We start from the raw sequence: 16,700 nt of genomic DNA, 5'->3' as shown, positions 1-16,700 counted from the left end.
GTTAGCGCAGCCTAACCTAAGAAATTTCCCCCGCCGGGTAGGCTCCGGGTTATCCCCGGCCGCGACCGGGAACACGGTCCGCATGAGCGACGAGCACACGCGGGGTGACCTTGTCCGGTGATCGCGGGGCTTTCCCCAGGAGACTGCCCGTCGCGGCGGCGTTCGCGCTGCCCGGCGCGCTGCTCGGCGCAGCCGACTACCTGGGCCTCCCCCACCCCGACCTCCCGCCGCCGATCGCCGCCGCGATCTTCGGCATCGCCATCGTCGCCGCGGCGTTCCTGCTGTCCTGGGCGGCCGAGGCCGCGCAGGTCGACGTCAGCGCGGGGCTGGCCATCGCGGTGCTCGCCATGGTCGCGGTGCTGCCCGAGTACGCCGTCGACATGGTGTTCACGTTCGAGGCCGGGCAGGTGTACGCCGAGCACGGCACGTGCGCGGGCCAGGGCGGGGCGAACCCGTGCTCGCTGGCGCTGGCCAACATGACCGGCGCGAACCGCATCCTGGTCGGCATCGGCTGGCCGCTCGTGGTGCTGGTCGCCGGGCTCGCCGTGCTGCGCAAGGGGCGCGGGCGCGAGCGGCCGGGGACCGTGCGGCCCGGCCGGGTCGAGCTGACGCCGGTCATGTCCGCCGAGGTGGTGTTCCTGGGCGTGGCCACGCTCTACTCGCTGACCCTGCCGCTGCGCGACAGCCTGACGTTCTTCGACGCCGCCGTGTTCGTGTCGATCTTCGCCGCGTACACCTGGCGGCTGTCCAAGGCGCCCGCCGAGGAGCCGGACCTGCACGGGGTGTCGAAGTGGGTCGGCGAGCAGGCCAAGCGGCGCAGGCGCGGGTGGGTCGCGGGCCTGTTCGGGTTCGCGGGCCTGGTGATCCTGGCCTGCGCGGAGCACTTCGCGCAGAACCTCGTCGACACCGGCACCACGCTCGGCGTCGACGAGTTCCTGCTCGTGCAGTGGGTCGCGCCGCTGGCCAGCGAGGCGCCCGAGCTGATCGTGGCCTGCCTGTACGCGATCCGGCTGGCCGCGTCCGAGTCGCTGGGCACGCTGCTGTCGAGCAAGGTCAACCAGTGGACGCTGCTGGTCGGCACGCTGCCCGTGGTGTTCGCGATCTCCTCGGGCGGCGTGGACGGCCTGCCGCTGGACGAGCACCAGCGGTTGGAGCTGCTGGTCACGGCGGCGCAGTCGCTGTTCGCGGTGAGCCTGCTGGTGGACCTCGGCATCGGCGCGGCGGGCGCGGCGACCCTGTTCGGGCTGTTCGCGGCGCAGTTCACCACCAGCCTGCTGCTGCCCGCCGAGGCGAACCGGGTGGTGGTGCTCGCGCTGTCCGGGCTCTACGTGCTGCTCGCGGTGGTCAGGCTCGCGCGGAGGCGGGCCGAGATGGCCCGCCTCGTCCGCGACGGGGTGACGACGCCGTTCAGCGAGCTGGCGCGCCGCTGAGCGCGGTGCGCGCCCACAGCTCGGCCCGCTCGACCTCGCCGGGCGCGAACGGTCCGGTGAAGCCGGTGACCTTGAAGGACTTCGGCTCGCCGACCACGCAGCCCAGGGCGCGCAGCTTCTTGCCGATGGACCGGGCGGCCGACGAGGGTGGCCAGGTGACCTTGACGTGCGTGCCGAACGGGTGAGCGGTGACGCCCTCCGCGCCGGTGAGGTTCGCCAGCCACTCGCGCATGCCGCGGCCGTTGGACACCAGCGGGCCGTCGGCGTGCTCGGTGGCGGCGGCCCAGCGGGTGGCGTCGCTGCTGAGCGTGAGCGCGTGGGTGGGGGCGCCGACGAACAGCAGGTCGACCTCCGGGGGCAGCGCCTCCGGGGCGACGCCGACCTCGACGGCCACCCCGCCGACGGCTTCGGCGATCGCCTCCGCGAGGGCCTTGTTGTTGCCGAACATGGACTCGTAGACCACCAGTGCCTGGACCATCACGCCCCTTCCTCCCGGTCCAGGCAAGGCTGCTCCGTTCGGGACTTCGGGGGGAGCGCCCAAGTGCCCCGCGAACGCGGGTCGTGCGCTGGGGGCGGTGGTGACCTCCGGCCCTGGTGGGGATTCCGGGGGACGGGGAACGGGGCTGGTGGGGTGGGTGGTGGGAGCGGTTTCGGGGCGTTGGGGCGACCTGTCGGTCGGTCCGGGATGTCTCGGCGTTCCTGGCGCTTGATCAGCCGGGAACCGCGGTGTCGCTCCACCGGGTGATTCACCGATGAACGCGGAAATTCCCCCTCCGAAGGTCTTGGCCCCAGGGGTGTCCAGCGTGCCAAGCTTGACAGGGAAAGCGGCGATCAAGCCTGGTGGAGAAGGGTTTTCTCCAAGCGCCGCACGCGGTTCGGCGGTGTCGGGTCACCGGGCGGCGACGGGCGGGGCTGGTCAACGACGAGGAGGGAGGGATGCGGTGAGAATGGCGCCGTGACGACCGGGCAGGGCGGGCCGGACGACGGTTGTTGGGCGTTCGCGGGAGCTTCGGGCAGGTCCACGCGGGCCGGACAGGGGCGGTTCCGCGTGAACCTCGACAGCGCCCGAGTCGGGCGTGCGACGACTGCCGCGTGTTCGGTGGTGGTCGCGCACCTGGCAGCAGTCGCGCGCTCAACGGTTGTGGCACATCGGGCAGTCGCTGTGCGCTCGACAGTCACCGCGCGCTGGGCCGTTGGCGTGCGTTAGGTGACTGGCGTGCGCTAGGCCATTGGCACGCTAAGCCATTGGCGCGCGTCGAGTGATCGCGGTCAGTTGCGGGAGAAGGACGCTTCGGCGATGGCGCGTCCCCATTCCTCGGCGCGCTCGGCCTCACCATCCAGGAGGGGCCCGATCGCGGTGACCACGTCGAACGACTTGGGCTGGTAGCGGACCTCGAAGCGCAGCTTGCGCAGGGCGAGCGTGGCCACGCGGGCGGCCGAGCCGGGGGCGAAGCGGATGCCGGTGTCGAAGGCGACCGCTTCGACGCCGATCCGCTCCTGCTCGACCACGGCGAGCCACTCGCGCATCCCGCGCCTGGAGGAGAGCACCTGCTCCTGGTACTGGGTCGCGGCCTTGCGGGTGCCGGGCCTGCTGAGTCCGAACGCGTGGGTCGGCGCGCCGACGACGAGCAGGTCGAGGTCCGAGGGCAGGACGTCCGGCGCGACGCCGACTTCGAGCACGTCGGTGGATCGCCAGATCGACAGGCCGCGCGCGATCGCCTCGGCGATCAGCTTGGCGTTGCCGAACATGGACTCGTAGACCACCAATGCCCGTGCCATGAACAAACCTCACCCGTTTGGAGTACTGCGGAAGTGGGTTCATGATCCACTGGGTGAGACGGAGAGGGGGAGCGCCGAAGTGCCTGGGGGTCCTGGGACTTACTGCCCTGCTGTGACTTCACCGGTCAGAACGCTGGGAGGGGGATCACCAGATATCGCAGGGCGTACGTAGCGCGCAACCGGTCGAACGGACGGCCGAAACGCGCGGACTTCGGCGCATCGGCAAGCCGAAAGCCCGAAGCCGCCAAACGGTCACGTTGCCGCAACGCGGGAGATGACGCACGAGCTGGCAGCTGCACGGTCAGGCGATCACTCGTCCGCAGCCACGCGGCCACGCAGCCATGCGGTGACGCGACCGGGCGGCCAGGCAGCCATGCGGCCACGCGACCGGGCGGCCACGCGGCCAGGCAGCCATGCGGTCACGCGGCCAGGCGGTCACGTGGCCGGGCGGCTAGGCAGCCACGCGGTCACGCGGCCGGGAGGTCACGCGGGCGGGCGAACCGTTGGACCGTCGGACTGTTGGGCCTTCAGGTCAGGGGCGCGGGGTTCCGGACGTACCGGTTCGCCGTGCGGGGACGCACTCCGCTCCCGTGCTCGCGGGGTGGGGCGGGCTTGCGGGTGGGAGTGGGGTGGTTGCGGTTGGGGACAGGGCGTCCAGGAGCAGGACCAGGTACCTGCGCCAGCCCTGGTCGCCAGGCGCCATGCCCCACAAGACGCTGGTCAGCATCCCCAGCAGGCGGTGCACGTCGTGCGGGGTGAGGTCCGGGCGGATCAGGGTTGCGCGTTGGGCTTTTTCGGTCAGCTCGGTCAGGGTGTCGAGCAGGGGTTCGGCGATGGCCGAGGTCAGGGCGCTGGGGTTGCTCGCGGCTGCCAGGGTGGGGCGTTCGCGGTCCACGAGGGTGAGGGTTTCCTCGATCAGCGCGGTGAGGGCCTGGAGCGGGTTCGGGGTGGAGTTCGCCCTGGTGATGGCGTGGGCGAAGTCCGGGGTGAGGGCGCGGTCCAGGGTTGCCCTGACCAGGTCTTCCTTGCGCGGGAAGTGGCGGTGCAGGGTGCGCACGCCCACGCCCGCGTGCTTGGCCACCTCGTCGAGGGGAGCGTCCGGACCGACGCGGGCGAAGACCTCGCGCGCGGCGCACAGGATGTGCTCGATGTTGCGCGCGGCGTCGGCGCGCGGTCGTCGGTCGGGCTCCGCCTTCACCGCGCAACGGTAGCAAATGACAGTCTTCTGCCACTTGTGCTACGTTCCGAATCGGAGCAAGTGGCAGTTGACTGCCATTTATGCGGTGACGTGGTGGAGGGGCGGACGGGCATGACCGGAACGCTGGGGCTCATCGGGGCCGGGATGATCGGCGGGACTCTCGCGCGTCAAGCTGTCGCGCGAGGGCTCGAGGTTGTGCTGAGCAACTCCAGAGGGGCGGACAGCCTCGCGGAGTTCGTCGCGGAGCTGGGACCGCGGGCTCGCGCCGCCACCCCGGCGGAGGCCGCGCGTGCCGGTGACCTGGTTGTCGCGACCGTGCCGCTGCACGCGCTCGACCAGCTGCCCGCGGACGCGCTCGTCGGGCGGATCGTGATCGACACGATGAACTACTACCCGCAGCGGGACCGGGCGATTGCCGAGCTGGACTCGAACTCGGTGACGTCCAGCGAGCTGGTCCAGCGCGGGCTGCCCGGTGCGCGGGTGGTGAAGGCGTTCAACAGCATCAGCTTCTTCAACCTGGCCAACGCCGCACGTCCGTCGGGCGCGCCGGACCGCAGCGCGCTGCCGATCGCGGGTGACGACGTCGAGGCCAAGGCGGCGGTGGTCGAACTGCTGGACGTGCTGGGGTTCGACGCCGTGGACACGGGATCGCTCGCCGACAGCTGGCGCAGCGAGCCGGGGACGCCGGTGTACGTGCAGCCGTACCTGCCGGGCACGCCACCGGAGGGGGCGGGGCAGGAGGAGGCGCTGCGGTGGTTGCGCGAGAACCCCGGTGAGCCGGTTCCCGCGGCGCGGGTCCGGGAGCTGGTCGCCGAAGCCGTGCGCGGCAAGGCGGGTGGGGTGCTGCCGGGAAGGTTCTGACCTCGGGTGGCGCTCAGGGAGGTGATTGACCAGGGTGGCGCGCTCAGCTCGGCGGCGGAGTGGCCGGAGGGGGATGAGCGCGGCTGTATGGCGGCGGCACGCTGGTGGGCCCGGCCGCCCGCCCAGCGCCTCGGCGCGCTCGGCGGTTGAGCGCGGCTGGACGGCGGCGGCACGGTGGTGGGCCGCCGTCCTGAGGTCACGCCTCAGTGGCCCCTGGGGTCAAACTTCGGTGGCTCCCGAGGTCACGCCCCGGTAGCCCCCAGGGTCACGCCTCGGTGGCCTCGCGCTGGATCTGCGGGAACTGGGCGGCCATCGCCTCGGACAGCGCGTGCGCGGCCGACAGCGGGCGGACCATCACGGTCAGCTCGGAGACCAGGCCGTTCTCGTCAAGGCGCAGGAAGTCGCAGCCCTCGACCTCCACCTCGCCGATCCTGGCCTGGAACACCAGCGCGTGGTCGCGGTCGCCGCCGATCTCGCGCACGTACCGGAAGTCCTCGAACACCCGCAGCACACCGCGCAGGATCGCGGCGGTGATCGCCTTGCCGGGGTACGGGCGGAACGCCACCGGGCTGCGGAACACCACGTCCGGGGCGAGGGTCGCCTCGATCGCGGCCACGTCCCTCGCCTCGACAGCCTGACGGAAACCGGTCATGCCACTCCTCCCTGAGCACGGACCGCCCAGGCTAGGGATCAACGCCGCACGGGGGAAGCACCGGGGGAAGCACCGGGAAACGCCGAACTCGCCCCGTGCGGCGCGACCGCCTACCCGCGCAGCACCACCGCCTGCCAGGGCGAGAGCACCTGGCCGACCGGTTCGACGTTGGCCAGCAGCACCTCGCCGCCCAGGTCCAGGTCCACGCGCTGCTCGGTCCCGCTCAGGTTCGCCACCACCAGCAGCCGCTCCTCCCCCAGCACCCGCTCGTACGCGTACACCTCCGGGTGCTCCGGCAGCAGCATCCGGAACGTCCCCTCCACCACCACCGGCAGCGTGTGCCGCAGCTCGATCAGCCTGCGGTAGTGGTGGAACACCGACGCCTGGTCGGCCCGCTGCGCCTCGGCGTTGAGCCAGGAGCTGTTCGGGTTGACCGCGATCCACGGCGTGCCGGTGGTGAACCCGCCGTTCGTCCCGCTGTCCCACTGCACGGGCGTGCGCGCGTTGTCCCGCCCCATCGCCCGCACCCCGCGCCACACCGCGTCCGCGTCCTGCCCGGCGGCGAGGGCCTGGCGCAGGTGGTTGAGGGACTCCACGTCCCGCAGCGCCTCAGCGTCGACGAACGGCGAGTTGGTCATGCCCAGCTCCTCGCCCTGGTACACGTACGGCGTGCCCCGGTGCAGGTGCAGCACGGTCGCGAGCGCGGTCGCCGACTCGCGCCACCACCGGTCGTCGTCGCCGAACCGCGACACCGCCCTGGGCTGGTCGTGGTTGCCCAGGTAGAGGCTGTTCCAGCCGACCTCGGCCAGCTCGCCCTGCCAGGCCGCCATGGACGCCTTGAACGCGCGCAGGTCCAGCGGCACCGGGTCGAACTTGCCGCCGGGGCCGTGGTCGAGGGAGACGTGCTCGAACTGGAACACCATGTCGATCTCGCGGTTGGCCGGGTCGGTGAACTCGCGGGCCTGCTGGGTGGTCACGCCGGGCATCTCGCCGACGGTCAGGAACCCGCCCTCCCGGCCGTCGAACACCTCGCGGCGCATCTCGCGCAGGTGCTCGTGGACGCGCGGGAGCGTGCCGTAGTAGGGGAAGCCGTCACCGAGCGCGCCCGGTTCGGCGGGGGCGTCGGGCAGGTCGGGGTGCTTGGCGATGAGGTTGATGACGTCCATGCGGAAGCCGTCGACGCCCCGGTCGAGCCACCAGCGCATCATGTCGTAGACCGCCTCGCGCACCTCGGGGTTGTCCCAGTTGAGGTCGGGCTGCTTGCGGTCGAACAGGTGCAGGTAGTACTCGCCGGTGGCCGGGTCGGCCTGCCAGGCGGGGCCGGAGAAGAACGAGGACCAGTTGTTCGGCTCCGCGCCCGGCTCGCCGAGCTCGTGGCCCGGCCTGGGCGGGCGCCAGACGTACCAGTCGCGCTTGGGGTTGTCCTTGCCGGAGCGGGACTCGGCGAACCACGGGTGCTCGTCGGAGGTGTGGTTGACCACGAGGTCCATGACGAGCTTCATGCCTCGGGCGTGCACCTCGCCGATCAGGTGGTCGAAGTCGGCGAGGGCGCCGAACACCGGGTCGATGTCCCGGTAGTCGGAGATGTCGTAACCGTTGTCGGCGTGCGGGGAGCGGTAGACCGGCGAGAGCCAGACGACGTCGACGCCGAGCGCGGCCAGGTGGTCGAGCCGCGAGGTGATGCCCGCGAGGTCCCCGATCCCGTCGCCGTCGGAGTCGGCGAAGCTGCGCGGGTACACCTGGTACACGACCGCCGACTTCCACCACTGCGCGTCCATCCACGTCCTCCCTCTGGTCCGGTGTCGTGATCAAGCTTGGTGCACGGCGGCGTCGCGCGCAGTGCTCGCGGTCAGCCGCTGCGCCGTCCCGCGCGGAGCAGGTGCGCGGCGTGCAGGGGCGCGCGGCTGAGGTCGGCCAGTCGCGCGCGGGCGGCCTCGGCGCGGGCCGGGACCGCTGACAGGGTCAGGTCGAGGGCGCGGCGGTGCGCCCGGAAGTCCAGTTCCAGCGCGCCCGCGCAGCAGAGCGCGGACGCGGCGCAGCCCGCCAGCCACCACAGCGCCGAGGGGGCGTCCGCACCCGCCTCGGACCAGTGCGCGAGCAGCGCGGCGGTGAGCACGAGGACCGCGGCGATCGCGGCGCCGACGTGCGCCGCGGACAGGTACGGGTTGCGGGCGCGCCACCAGGCCCGCCTGCCCGCGTCCCGCTGCGCGCCGAGGGAGTCCAGGATGTCCGCGAGCCGGTCCAGCGCGGCGTGGGCGGTGCGGCGGGCGGCCATGGGCAGCGGGCGGGTCCAGCCGGGGAAGTCGCCGCGCAGCCTGCGCTCCAGTTCGAGCAGCTCGGCCCGCGCCCACGTCGTGGTGGGGGCGGGCGCGTGCTGCGGCCACACCAGCCGCGAGTCCTGCGCCCGCGCCCACAGCACGCCCATGACCAGCAGCACGCTCACCGAGCACACCACCACCGCGCCGACCACCTCGGGCGAGCGGCCCGCCATCGAGGTGACCACGAGCAGCAGCAGGACCAGCGACACCAGCACCACGCCGAGGCCGAACAGCGCGTACGCCTTGTGGTCGGTGACGCGGGTGAGCAGGTCGTCCAGCCACAGCGCGGGCCCGACCAGCGCGAACCGCACGGCCGACACGCCGAGCGCGACCACCAGCGGGAGTCCGGGCAGCAGCGCGAGGACCGCCACGGCGGCGCCGGAGCCGTCCAGCCCGAGCAGCGCGGGCGCGGCCCGGACGAACGGCGCCAGCAGGGTGAGCAGCACGACGGCGGTGGCCGCGACGAGCACGCCCGCCAGGCGCCCCCGGTCGGGCAGGGGTTCGACGGGCGGCGCGGTCGGGCGCTCGGCGGGCGCCACGCGCAGCTCGATCTGGGCCGCCAGCGCCTCGACGCCCGCGTCGAACGCGCCGAACCTCAGCGGCACGGCCTGCGCGTCGGCGAGGACGTGCAGCTCCTCGTCCAGGTCCTGGTGGCGGAGCGGGTCGGCGCCGTCGAGCAGCACCGGGATGATCAGCTTGCCCTGGCGCGCGGCCTCGGCGATCTCCTCGCGCACCCAGTCCTTGTGCCGCTCCCGCCTGGCCGCGAGGTCGGCGAGCCAGCCGGGGTGCACGACCGCGACCAGCGCGGTGGCCTGGGCGAGCCGTTCGCGCAGCACGTCGGCGTAGCGCTCGCCCGGCGGCAGTGTCGTGTCGAAGTGGACGGCGCCCTCGCCGAACAGGGCCGCCAGCCGGTCGGCCAGCGCCTCCGCCGCGAGGGCGTGCGGTAACAGCCCGCCGTCCGGGTCCCGCTGCCGGTAGTTCACGAAGATCTGCACCCGGTCTCCTCCCGAGTTGGTGGGCGCGGTGTCGCGCGGTCCCCGTCCGGCGCGCGGATAGGGTCTGCCGGCATGGAACCACTGCTTCCCAGGTACGGGGCGGGCGCCCTGTCGGACGTCGTGCCCTCGTTGCTCGCCGGGATGGGGGTTCCGGGGGCGGTCGACGTGCTCGGGATCTCCGGGGCCGCGCGGGTGTGCGTGCTGCTGGTGGACGGGCTCGGGTGGGAGTTGTTGCGGGAGCACGCCGACGCCGCGCCGTTCCTGTCCTCGCTCGCCCAGGGGCGGGAGGCGATCACCGCCGGGTTCCCCTCGTCGACGGCGACCAGCGTGGCCGCGCTGGGCACGGGGTTGCCGACGGGTGAGCACGGGATCGTCGGCTACACGTTCGCCGCCACCGGGGCGGACGGGGAGGAGCTGGTCAACGCGCTGTCCTGGCAGCGGCACACCGGGCAGGGGGACCTGCGGTCGGTGCTGGTGCCGGAGGAGGTCCAGCCCGCGCCGACCGCGTTCGAGCGCGCCGCCGAGGCCGGGGTGCTGGTGCGGGTCCTGGCGTCGGGGGCGTTCCAGGGCAGCGGGTTGACGCGGGCGGTGCTGCGGGGTGGGGAGTTCGTGGGCGCGCACGCGCTGGGCGACCTGGTGAGCGGGGTGGCGTCGGCGCTGCGGGAGCGGGACCGGGTGCTGTGCTACGCCTACCACGCGGACCTCGACGCGCTGGGGCACGGGCACGGGCCGGGGAGCGAGTCGTGGGTGGCGCAGCTGTCGGTGGTGGACCGGCTGGCGGAGCTGATCTCCGAGCGGCTGCCCGAGGGCGGGGCGCTGGTGGTGACGGCGGACCACGGGATGGTGCGCGTCACCGACCGGGTGGACTTCGACCGGGAGCCCGGGCTGCGGGAGGGGGTTCGGCTGCTCGGCGGTGAGCCTCGGGCGCGGCACGTGCACGTGGAGCCGGGCGCGGAGGACGCGGTGCGGGCGCGGTGGACGGCCGTGCTGGGCGAGCGGGCGTGGGTGGCGAGCCGGGCGGAGGCGATCGAGGCCGGGTGGTTCGGCCCCCGCGTGGCGGACCACGTCCGCCCGCGCATCGGCGACCTGGTCGTCGCGGCGCGGGGCGGGGCGGTGGTGGTCCGGAGCGCGGCGGAACCGCTGCTGAGCGTGTTCCCAGGGCACCACGGGTCGCTGACGGCGGCGGAGCAGCTGGTGCCGCTGCTGGTCAGCACGAGGTAGGGCTCGGGGGCCGGGGACGGGCGCCCCCGGCCCCCGCGAGCGCTACTCCGTGTCGCTGCGCACCGCGTCGAGCACCGGCAGCGCGGCGGCGCGGCGGGCGGGCGGCAGCGCGGCCAGGACGGCGATCGCGGCGGTGAGCAGCACGAACGCGGCGAGCCTTCCCCACGGCAGCACGACCTCCACCGCGCTGGTCTGGCTGTGCACGACGACCACGCCGATCAGGCACCCGGCCAGCAACCCGAGTCCCGCGCCGAGCAGCGCGATCACGCCGGATTCCAGGCGCACCAACGACTTCACCCGCGACCGGTCCAGGCCGACCGCGCGCAGCAGGCCGATCTCCCCGGTGCGCTCCAGCACGGACATCGTCATGGTGTTCACCACGGCCAGCGCGCCGATCAGCCCGGACACGCTCAGCAGCGCGTACAGGACCCTCAGGAACAGCGCGTACTGCCTGCCCGCCTCGGCCACGGCGTCCGCCTGGCTGCGCACCACGGCGGTCGGGTTGTCCACGGTGGACCTGATCCGGTCGCGCACCGCGTCCGCGCGGTCGGGGTCGGTGCGGACCAGGACCTCGTACGGCGCCAGGTCGGGCAGGGCCGCGGCGGGCACGACGATCCCGGCGTCGAACTTCTCCGGCGCCCGGAAGAAAGCCGTGACGGGCAACGAGAAGCGGTGGCCGCGCGCCGAGCCGGTCACCGTCGTGCCCAGCTCCCAGCCCTGCTGCCGCGCCTGCTCCTCGGTGACGGCGAGGCCGGTCCCGGCGTCGGACAGCTCGCCCTCGGTGATCTCCACGTCGGCCAGGTCGGCCAGCACCGACGGGGTGGCCGAGACGAAGACGCCGCCGTCGCCGTTGTCCAGCTCGACGTACGACCTGGTGTAGGCGGTCACCGCGCGCACGTCGGGCAGTGTGGCGAGGCGCTCGGACAGGTCGGTGGCGAGCTCCGCGTAGGTGATCGGGGTGATCGTGACCTCGGCCATCCGGTTGGCGGCGGCCTCCTCCGCCGAACTGGCCTCCAGCGACACGGCGGGCACGGTCACCGCCGCGCACACCGCCAGGCACACCATGAGCGGGCCCGCGGTGGACGCGGTGCGGCGCGGGTTGCGGCGGGCGTTCTCCACGGCGAGCGTGCCGCGCACGCCCACCAGCGCGGTGAGCGGGCGGCGCAGGACCGCGCCGAGGCCGCTCGCGGCGAGCGGGGTGAGCACGAGCAGGCCGATCACCAGCAGCGGCGAGCCCAGGTGCACCAGGTCCTGGTGGCTCAGCCCGCCCAGCACGGCCGCGACGCCCGCCGCCGTGATCAGCGCGCCCGCGGTGTTCCTGCGGCGCAACGACTTCGCCGTCGGCGGCAGGCCGGCGCGCAGGGCGGCGATCGGCGGGATCGCGGCGGCCCGGCGCGCCGGGACCCAGGCCGCGACCACCGGGACGCCCAGGCCCACGGCCAGCGCGGCGAGCAGCGCGTCCGGCGCGAGCAGGACCAGCGGCGCGGTGGCCACCTCGGTCACCGCGAACAGCGCGTCCAGCAGCACGGACACGCCGACACCGAGCGCGTAGCCGATCACCGTCGCGGCGACGCCGATCAGCAGCGCCTCGGCCAGCACGCCGCGGGTGATGCGGCTGCGGTCCGCGCCGACCGCGCGCAGCAGCGCGTGCTCCCTGGCCCTGGCGGCGGAGAGCATCGTGAAGGTGTTGGCCACCACGAAGACGGAGACGAACAGCGCGGTCCCGGCGAACACGAGCAGGATCGTGGCGAGCTTGTTGTTGTCCGACAACGCCGATCCGGGGTCCACCGCCTGGACGTAGGCGTCGTCCGGCAGCACCTCGCGCAGCGCGGCGGCCAGCGACTCGTTGGTGCTCCCCGGCTCGGCGGTGAGCACGATCCTGCTGTCCCCGAACAGGGTTCGCGCGGCGCCCCGGTCGAACGCGGTGAGCGTGCCGCCCAGGGCCAGCTCCGGCGAGACCGCCTTGAGCAGACCGGACACGGTGTGCTCGCGCACGGTCCCGGCGACGACCAGCTCGACCCGGTCGCCGACGCCGACGCCCGCGCGGCGCGCCGTGCCCTCCTCCAGCGCGACCTGGTCGGCGCCCGACGGTTCGGCGCCCGCGACCAGCTCCTGCTCGTCGGGTTCCCGGTTCAGGCCGATCGCGGCGCCGGGCGGGCCGACGACCGCGCCGTCGCGGCCGACCACGAACACCCGGCCGTAGGAGTAGACCCTCGACGTGGCAACGCCTTCCGCGCCGGTCGCGGCCCGCACCGCCTCCTCCGGCAGCGGGACCGGCGCGGTGACCTCCACGCCGGGATCGGGCAGCGCGGCGGCGAACTGCGCGCGGATCGACCCGGTGTAGAGCAGGGCCCCGCTGGTCAGCGCGACGCCGAGCACGACCGCGATCAGCGGCAGCACGAAGCGGGAGCGGCGCTCCAGGACGGAGCGCAACGCGGTGCGCAGCATCAGAACGCCCCCCGCCGACCGTCCCGCGGGGCGGCGTCGGCGTGCCCGTCGAAGCCGCGCATCCGGTCCAGCACCCGGTCCGCCGTGGGGTGCTCCATGGTGTCCACGAGCCTGCCGTCGGCCAGGAACAGCACGCGGTCCGCGCAACCGGCGGCGATGGGGTCGTGCGTGACCATCAGGACGGTCTGCTGCCACTCGCGGGCGCACTGGCGCAGCAGCTCCAGGACGCGCGCGCCGGAGCGGGAGTCCAGGTTGCCGGTGGGCTCGTCCGCCACCACCAGGTCGGGTCGGGTGATCAGGGCGCGGGCGCAGGCCACGCGCTGCTGCTGGCCGCCGGAGAGCTGGCTCGGCCGGTGGTCGAGCCGGTCGGACAGGCCCATCGCGCCGACCACCAGGTCGGCCCACGCCTTGTCGGGTTCCTTGTCCGCCAACGAGAGCGGCAGGACGACGTTCTCCCACGCGGTGAGCGTGGGCAGCAGGTTGTAGGACTGGAAGACGAACCCGACGCGCTCGCGCCGCAACCGGGTCAGCTCCCGCTCGGACAGCGAACCGAGGTCGACGCCGCCGATCCGGGCCGTCCCGCTCGTGGGGGTGTCCAGTCCGGCCAGGCAGTGCGCGAAGGTCGACTTGCCCGAGCCGGACGGCCCCATCACGGCGGTGAACCCGCCCCTGGTCAGCCGCGCCGACACCCCGGCCAGCGCGACCACCGCGTTGTCGCCGTCCCCGTGCACCTTGCCGAGGGCCTCCGCCTCGGCCACCACGTGTTCCGTCACACCGCGAGAGCCTGGTCGGATCGGCGCGGTGGCGGATCAACCGCGCGGCGGACGCTCCCGGAACCGGCTCAACCGAACGGTTGAGGTGCGCGCGCGGGGAGCTGTCGTAGCGTTCGGGCCATGCCCAGCCTGAGGAAGTCGGCGGCCGAGCGACCGCTCGCGATCGCCGCGGTGGTGTTCTACGCCCTCATCGGGGTGCTCGCCGCCGCCGCGCTCGTCGTCGAGGTCGGGTCGGCGGAGCGGTGGGAGGGCGCGGTCGGGCTGGCGGTGTGCGCGGTGCTGCCCGCGCTCGCCCTGGCGCGGGCCCGGTGGGTGCTGCCGGTGGTGGTCGCGTCGATCGGGTTCACCGCGCTGTCGCGGCAGGTCCCGGTGGGGCTGGACAACACGTTCGGCATGGTGGAGCTGATCGAGCTGGCCTGGTTGACCGTGCGGGTGGTGGTGCTGCGGCCGGTGCTGCACTCCGTGCTGCTGGCGCCGCCGCTGGTGGTGGCCGCGTCGGTGCTGCCGCTGCGGTTGGCGGACGAGGACCTGGACCTGCACGTGGACATGGGGGCCCTGATCGGCGTCGGGATGCTGTTCGCGGTGCTGCTGGGGATGCACCTGCGGCTGCACGAGCGCAGGCACGCCGACCTGAGGGCGTTCACCAGGCAGGAGCAGCGGTTGGAGTACGCGCGGGACCTGCACGACTTCGTGGCGCACCACGTGACCGCGATCGTCGCGCAGGCGCGGGCGGTCCGGTACACCACGGCCAGCGGGGCGCGGCTGTCGCCGGAGGCGCTCGACACCATGCTGGAGGCGATCGAGAAGGCCGGGTCGCAGGCGCTGACGTCGATGCGCGGCATGATCACGGTGCTGCGGGACGAGGCCCCGGCGCGGGAGCGGGAGCTGCTGGCGGACGTGCTGGGCGAGGCGGTGCGCGAGTTCACCGGGCCGCCGCGCGCGGTCGCGTCGGTGGACCCCGAGCTGAGCGGGGCGCGGTTGCCCGCGCACGCGGTGGACGTGGTGCGGAACGTGGTGCGGGAGTCGCTGACGAACGTGCTGCGGCACGGGGCCGGGGTGCGGGTGGTCGAGGTGCGCGCCCGCGTCGGGGACGGCGGCGGGCTGGAGGTGAGCGTGGTCAACGACGGGGGAGCGGCGGCGGAACCGGTGCTGGGCAGCGGGGGTTTCGGGCTGGCCGGGCTGACCGAGCGGGTGGAGGCGGCCGGTGGGCGGCTGGCGGCCGGACCGGGTGAGGCGGGTGCGGGGTGGCGGGTGGTGGCCCTTCTGCCACCATCGCTGCCATGAGCATCCGGGTGCTGATCGCCGACGACCAGGAGATGATGCGCTCGGCGTACGGGATGATCCTGGGCGCTCAGCCGGACGTGGAGGTCGTGGCCAGCGTCGGGGACGGCGAGGCGGCGGTGTCGCAGGCGCGGAGGTTGCGGCCGGACGTGTGCCTGCTCGACATCCGGATGCCTCGGGTGGACGGGCTGGAGGCGACCCGGCTGCTCGCCGGGCCGGGGGTGCGGGACCCGCTGAACGTGCTGATCGCGACCACGTTCGACCTGGACGAGTACGTGTACCGGGCGCTGCGGCACGGGGCGTGCGGGTTCCTGCTGAAGGACATGTCGCCGGCGCTGCTGGTGGAGGCGGTGCGGGCGGCGGCGGCCGGGACGTCGATGATCTCGCCGAACGTGACCGTGCGGCTGCTGGCGCACCTGGCGCCCGAGCGGGGCGTGGCGGAGGTCGAGGAGTCGGCGGCGCTGGTGGAGCCGCTGACCGGGCGGGAGCTGGAGGTGGTCCGGCTGGTGGCGCTGGGGCGGACCAACGACGAGGTGGCCGGGGAGCTGCACCTCGGGGTGGCGACGGTGAAGACGCACCTGGGGAACGCGCAGCGGAAGCTGGCGGCGCGCAACCGGGTGGAGGTGGCGGCGTGGGCCTGGCGGACGGGGGTGGCGCCGGGGCGGGGGTGAGCTCCCCCGGCCCCGCGCCCGGTTCGGGCTCGGCGCCCGCCCGTCAGCCGCCTGCCCTGAGCGCCGCCGCGACCCACGCGTCACTCGGGCCGGTGTTCCACAGCTGCTCCAGCGGCACGTCGTTGATCGTCGCCAGGAGCGCGAAGAACGGCTCGAACAGACCGCCGAAGTCCGCCACGAAGCCCTCGACGGCGTGCTGCACCTCGGGGGCCTCCTCCAGCTCGGTCATCAACCGCCGCAGGTCGGCCCACTGCTCATCGCCCATGGCCTGCCCGGTGACCTCCGCGCTGATCAGCCCCGTGGACCGCAGCAGGCGCTCGGCCAGCTCCCGCGCGACCGGCGAGTCCGGGGCGATCCCGGCCCGCTCCGCCTCCCAGGCCCGCACCGCGATCGCGCTGTGCTCCTCGGACAGCGCCACCATCCTGGGCGAGGTGAGGTCGTTGGGGCGGGGTGTGGCGAAAGCCCGCTCGTAGAAGCGGTGGACGGCCGTCCGGAACTCCGGGTCGCCCACCATGTCCGCCAGCGCGATCCAGGCCTGCAACTGCTCGGCGGTCGGTTCCTCGGGCAGCACGGGGCGCGTGCGGCGCAGCTGCTCCTGGTAGCCGGGGTGGATCGGGAGGCCCTCGGTGACCTCGGTCCAGAAGTCGTCGAGCAGGCGGTCTCGGGCGTCGTCGGACATGTTCACCAGATCGTGCAGGAGCGCGACCTGTCCAGCGTCGGAGTTCTGGCTCACAATGGTTCTCAGGACGGCCCGCCTCGCCTTCAGGTTGCGCATCTGGTCCTCGACGACGTCGAGGTGCGCCGCCGCGAGCTCGCGCAGGCTCATCTCGTCCTTGAGCACACCCCGGATGTCGTCCAGGCTCGCGCCGAGGTCGCGCAGGGTGCGCACGAGCTCCAGGCCCGCGATGGCGGCCACGTCGTAGAGGCGGTAGCCGGCGTCGGTGTGCGCGGTCGGCTCGATCACCCCCTCGTCGGCGTAGAACCTGATGGCGCTCACGCTCAGGCCGGTCCGGCGCGCCACGTCGCCGATCGGGTACAGCTGGTCGTCGGTCACGGTGACCACTGTGGGGTCT

General features: G+C 73.8%; 14 protein-coding genes. 5 read left to right on the top strand and 9 right to left on the bottom strand.

The genetic code is table 11. From position 1 onward, the window contains the following. Positions 1-104 precede the first annotated feature (104 nt). On the top strand, positions 105-1,430 hold the full coding sequence (locus tag CNX65_RS15190) for a sodium:proton exchanger (RefSeq protein WP_096493645.1): 1,326 nt from the start codon (positions 105-107) through the stop codon (positions 1,428-1,430). Here the strand turns inward: CNX65_RS15190 and CNX65_RS15185 are convergent. The 3 genes from CNX65_RS15185 to CNX65_RS15175 all read right to left on the bottom strand — a co-directional run bounded on the left by CNX65_RS15185 (position 1,408) and on the right by CNX65_RS15175 (position 4,407). Next, positions 1,408-1,908 carry a flavodoxin family protein gene (locus tag CNX65_RS15185; RefSeq protein ID WP_157767665.1) on the bottom strand — a complete coding sequence of 167 codons (501 nt, stop codon included), beginning with the start codon at positions 1,906-1,908 and terminating at the stop codon, positions 1,408-1,410. The genes CNX65_RS15190 and CNX65_RS15185 overlap by 23 nt on opposite strands. A gap of 791 nt (positions 1,909-2,699) precedes the next feature. Then, positions 2,700-3,209: a flavodoxin family protein gene (locus CNX65_RS15180; RefSeq protein ID WP_096493641.1), complete on the bottom strand. Its 510-nt coding sequence runs from the start codon at positions 3,207-3,209 to the stop codon at positions 2,700-2,702. Positions 3,210-3,741: 532 nt separating this feature from the next. Next, positions 3,742-4,407, bottom strand: a complete 666-nt coding sequence (locus tag CNX65_RS15175; RefSeq protein ID WP_096493639.1) for a TetR/AcrR family transcriptional regulator — start codon at positions 4,405-4,407, stop codon at positions 3,742-3,744. Between the two features lie 111 nt (positions 4,408-4,518). Between CNX65_RS15175 and CNX65_RS15170 the strand changes: the two genes are divergently transcribed. Further along, entirely contained in the window at positions 4,519-5,268 is a 750-nt protein-coding gene (locus CNX65_RS15170) for an NADPH-dependent F420 reductase (RefSeq protein ID WP_096493637.1), read from the top strand. A 265-nt stretch (positions 5,269-5,533) separates the two neighbouring features. Here the strand turns inward: CNX65_RS15170 and CNX65_RS15165 are convergent, their stop codons facing one another. The 3 genes from CNX65_RS15165 to CNX65_RS15155 all read right to left on the bottom strand — a co-directional run bounded on the left by CNX65_RS15165 (position 5,534) and on the right by CNX65_RS15155 (position 9,233). After that, positions 5,534-5,920: a nuclear transport factor 2 family protein gene (locus CNX65_RS15165; RefSeq protein WP_096493635.1), complete on the bottom strand. Its 387-nt coding sequence runs from the start codon at positions 5,918-5,920 to the stop codon at positions 5,534-5,536. Between the two features lie 110 nt (positions 5,921-6,030). Then, entirely contained in the window at positions 6,031-7,698 is a 1,668-nt protein-coding gene (locus CNX65_RS15160; RefSeq protein ID WP_096493633.1) for a glycoside hydrolase family 13 protein, read from the bottom strand. A 71-nt stretch (positions 7,699-7,769) separates the two neighbouring features. Further along, the gene (locus CNX65_RS15155; RefSeq protein ID WP_096493631.1) at positions 7,770-9,233 is read right to left on the bottom strand and encodes a toll/interleukin-1 receptor domain-containing protein; all 1,464 of its coding nucleotides are present in this window, start codon (positions 9,231-9,233) and stop codon (positions 7,770-7,772) included. A gap of 72 nt (positions 9,234-9,305) precedes the next feature. Here CNX65_RS15155 and CNX65_RS15150 point away from each other — a divergent pair, with 72 nt between their 5' ends. Beyond that, complete coding sequence (locus CNX65_RS15150) at positions 9,306-10,454, top strand: alkaline phosphatase family protein (RefSeq protein ID WP_096493629.1); 1,149 nt, start codon at positions 9,306-9,308, stop codon at positions 10,452-10,454. Positions 10,455-10,496: 42 nt separating this feature from the next. Here CNX65_RS15150 and CNX65_RS15145 read toward each other — a convergent pair whose 3' ends face one another. Together CNX65_RS15145 and CNX65_RS15140 are read right to left on the bottom strand one after the other, a co-directional pair. After that, the gene (locus tag CNX65_RS15145; protein ID WP_096493627.1) at positions 10,497-12,902 is read right to left on the bottom strand and encodes an FtsX-like permease family protein; all 2,406 of its coding nucleotides are present in this window, start codon (positions 12,900-12,902) and stop codon (positions 10,497-10,499) included. After that, on the bottom strand, positions 12,902-13,675 hold the full coding sequence (locus CNX65_RS15140; protein WP_096493625.1) for an ABC transporter ATP-binding protein: 774 nt from the start codon (positions 13,673-13,675) through the stop codon (positions 12,902-12,904). Before CNX65_RS15140 ends, CNX65_RS15145 begins: the two co-directional genes overlap by 1 nt. A gap of 120 nt (positions 13,676-13,795) precedes the next feature. On the opposite strand from CNX65_RS15140, the gene CNX65_RS15135 reads away from it, so the two are divergent. Together CNX65_RS15135 and CNX65_RS15130 are read left to right on the top strand one after the other, a co-directional pair. Next, the gene (locus CNX65_RS15135) at positions 13,796-14,959 is read left to right on the top strand and encodes a sensor histidine kinase (RefSeq protein ID WP_096493623.1); all 1,164 of its coding nucleotides are present in this window, start codon (positions 13,796-13,798) and stop codon (positions 14,957-14,959) included. Then, entirely contained in the window at positions 14,956-15,627 is a 672-nt protein-coding gene (locus CNX65_RS15130) for a response regulator (protein WP_096493621.1), read from the top strand. Before CNX65_RS15135 ends, CNX65_RS15130 begins: the two co-directional genes overlap by 4 nt. Before the next feature lie 43 nt (positions 15,628-15,670). Here the strand turns inward: CNX65_RS15130 and CNX65_RS15125 are convergent, their stop codons facing one another. Continuing rightward, on the bottom strand, positions 15,671-16,681 hold the full coding sequence (locus CNX65_RS15125) for a helix-turn-helix domain-containing protein (RefSeq protein ID WP_096497798.1): 1,011 nt from the start codon (positions 16,679-16,681) through the stop codon (positions 15,671-15,673). Positions 16,682-16,700: the final 19 nt, after the last annotated feature.

This window comes from Actinosynnema pretiosum (genome assembly GCF_002354875.1).
Lineage (GTDB): Bacteria > Actinomycetota > Actinomycetes > Mycobacteriales > Pseudonocardiaceae > Actinosynnema > Actinosynnema auranticum.
The sequence above is the reverse complement of the archived record's forward strand: the minus strand, read 5'-3'. Positions and strand labels throughout refer to the sequence as shown.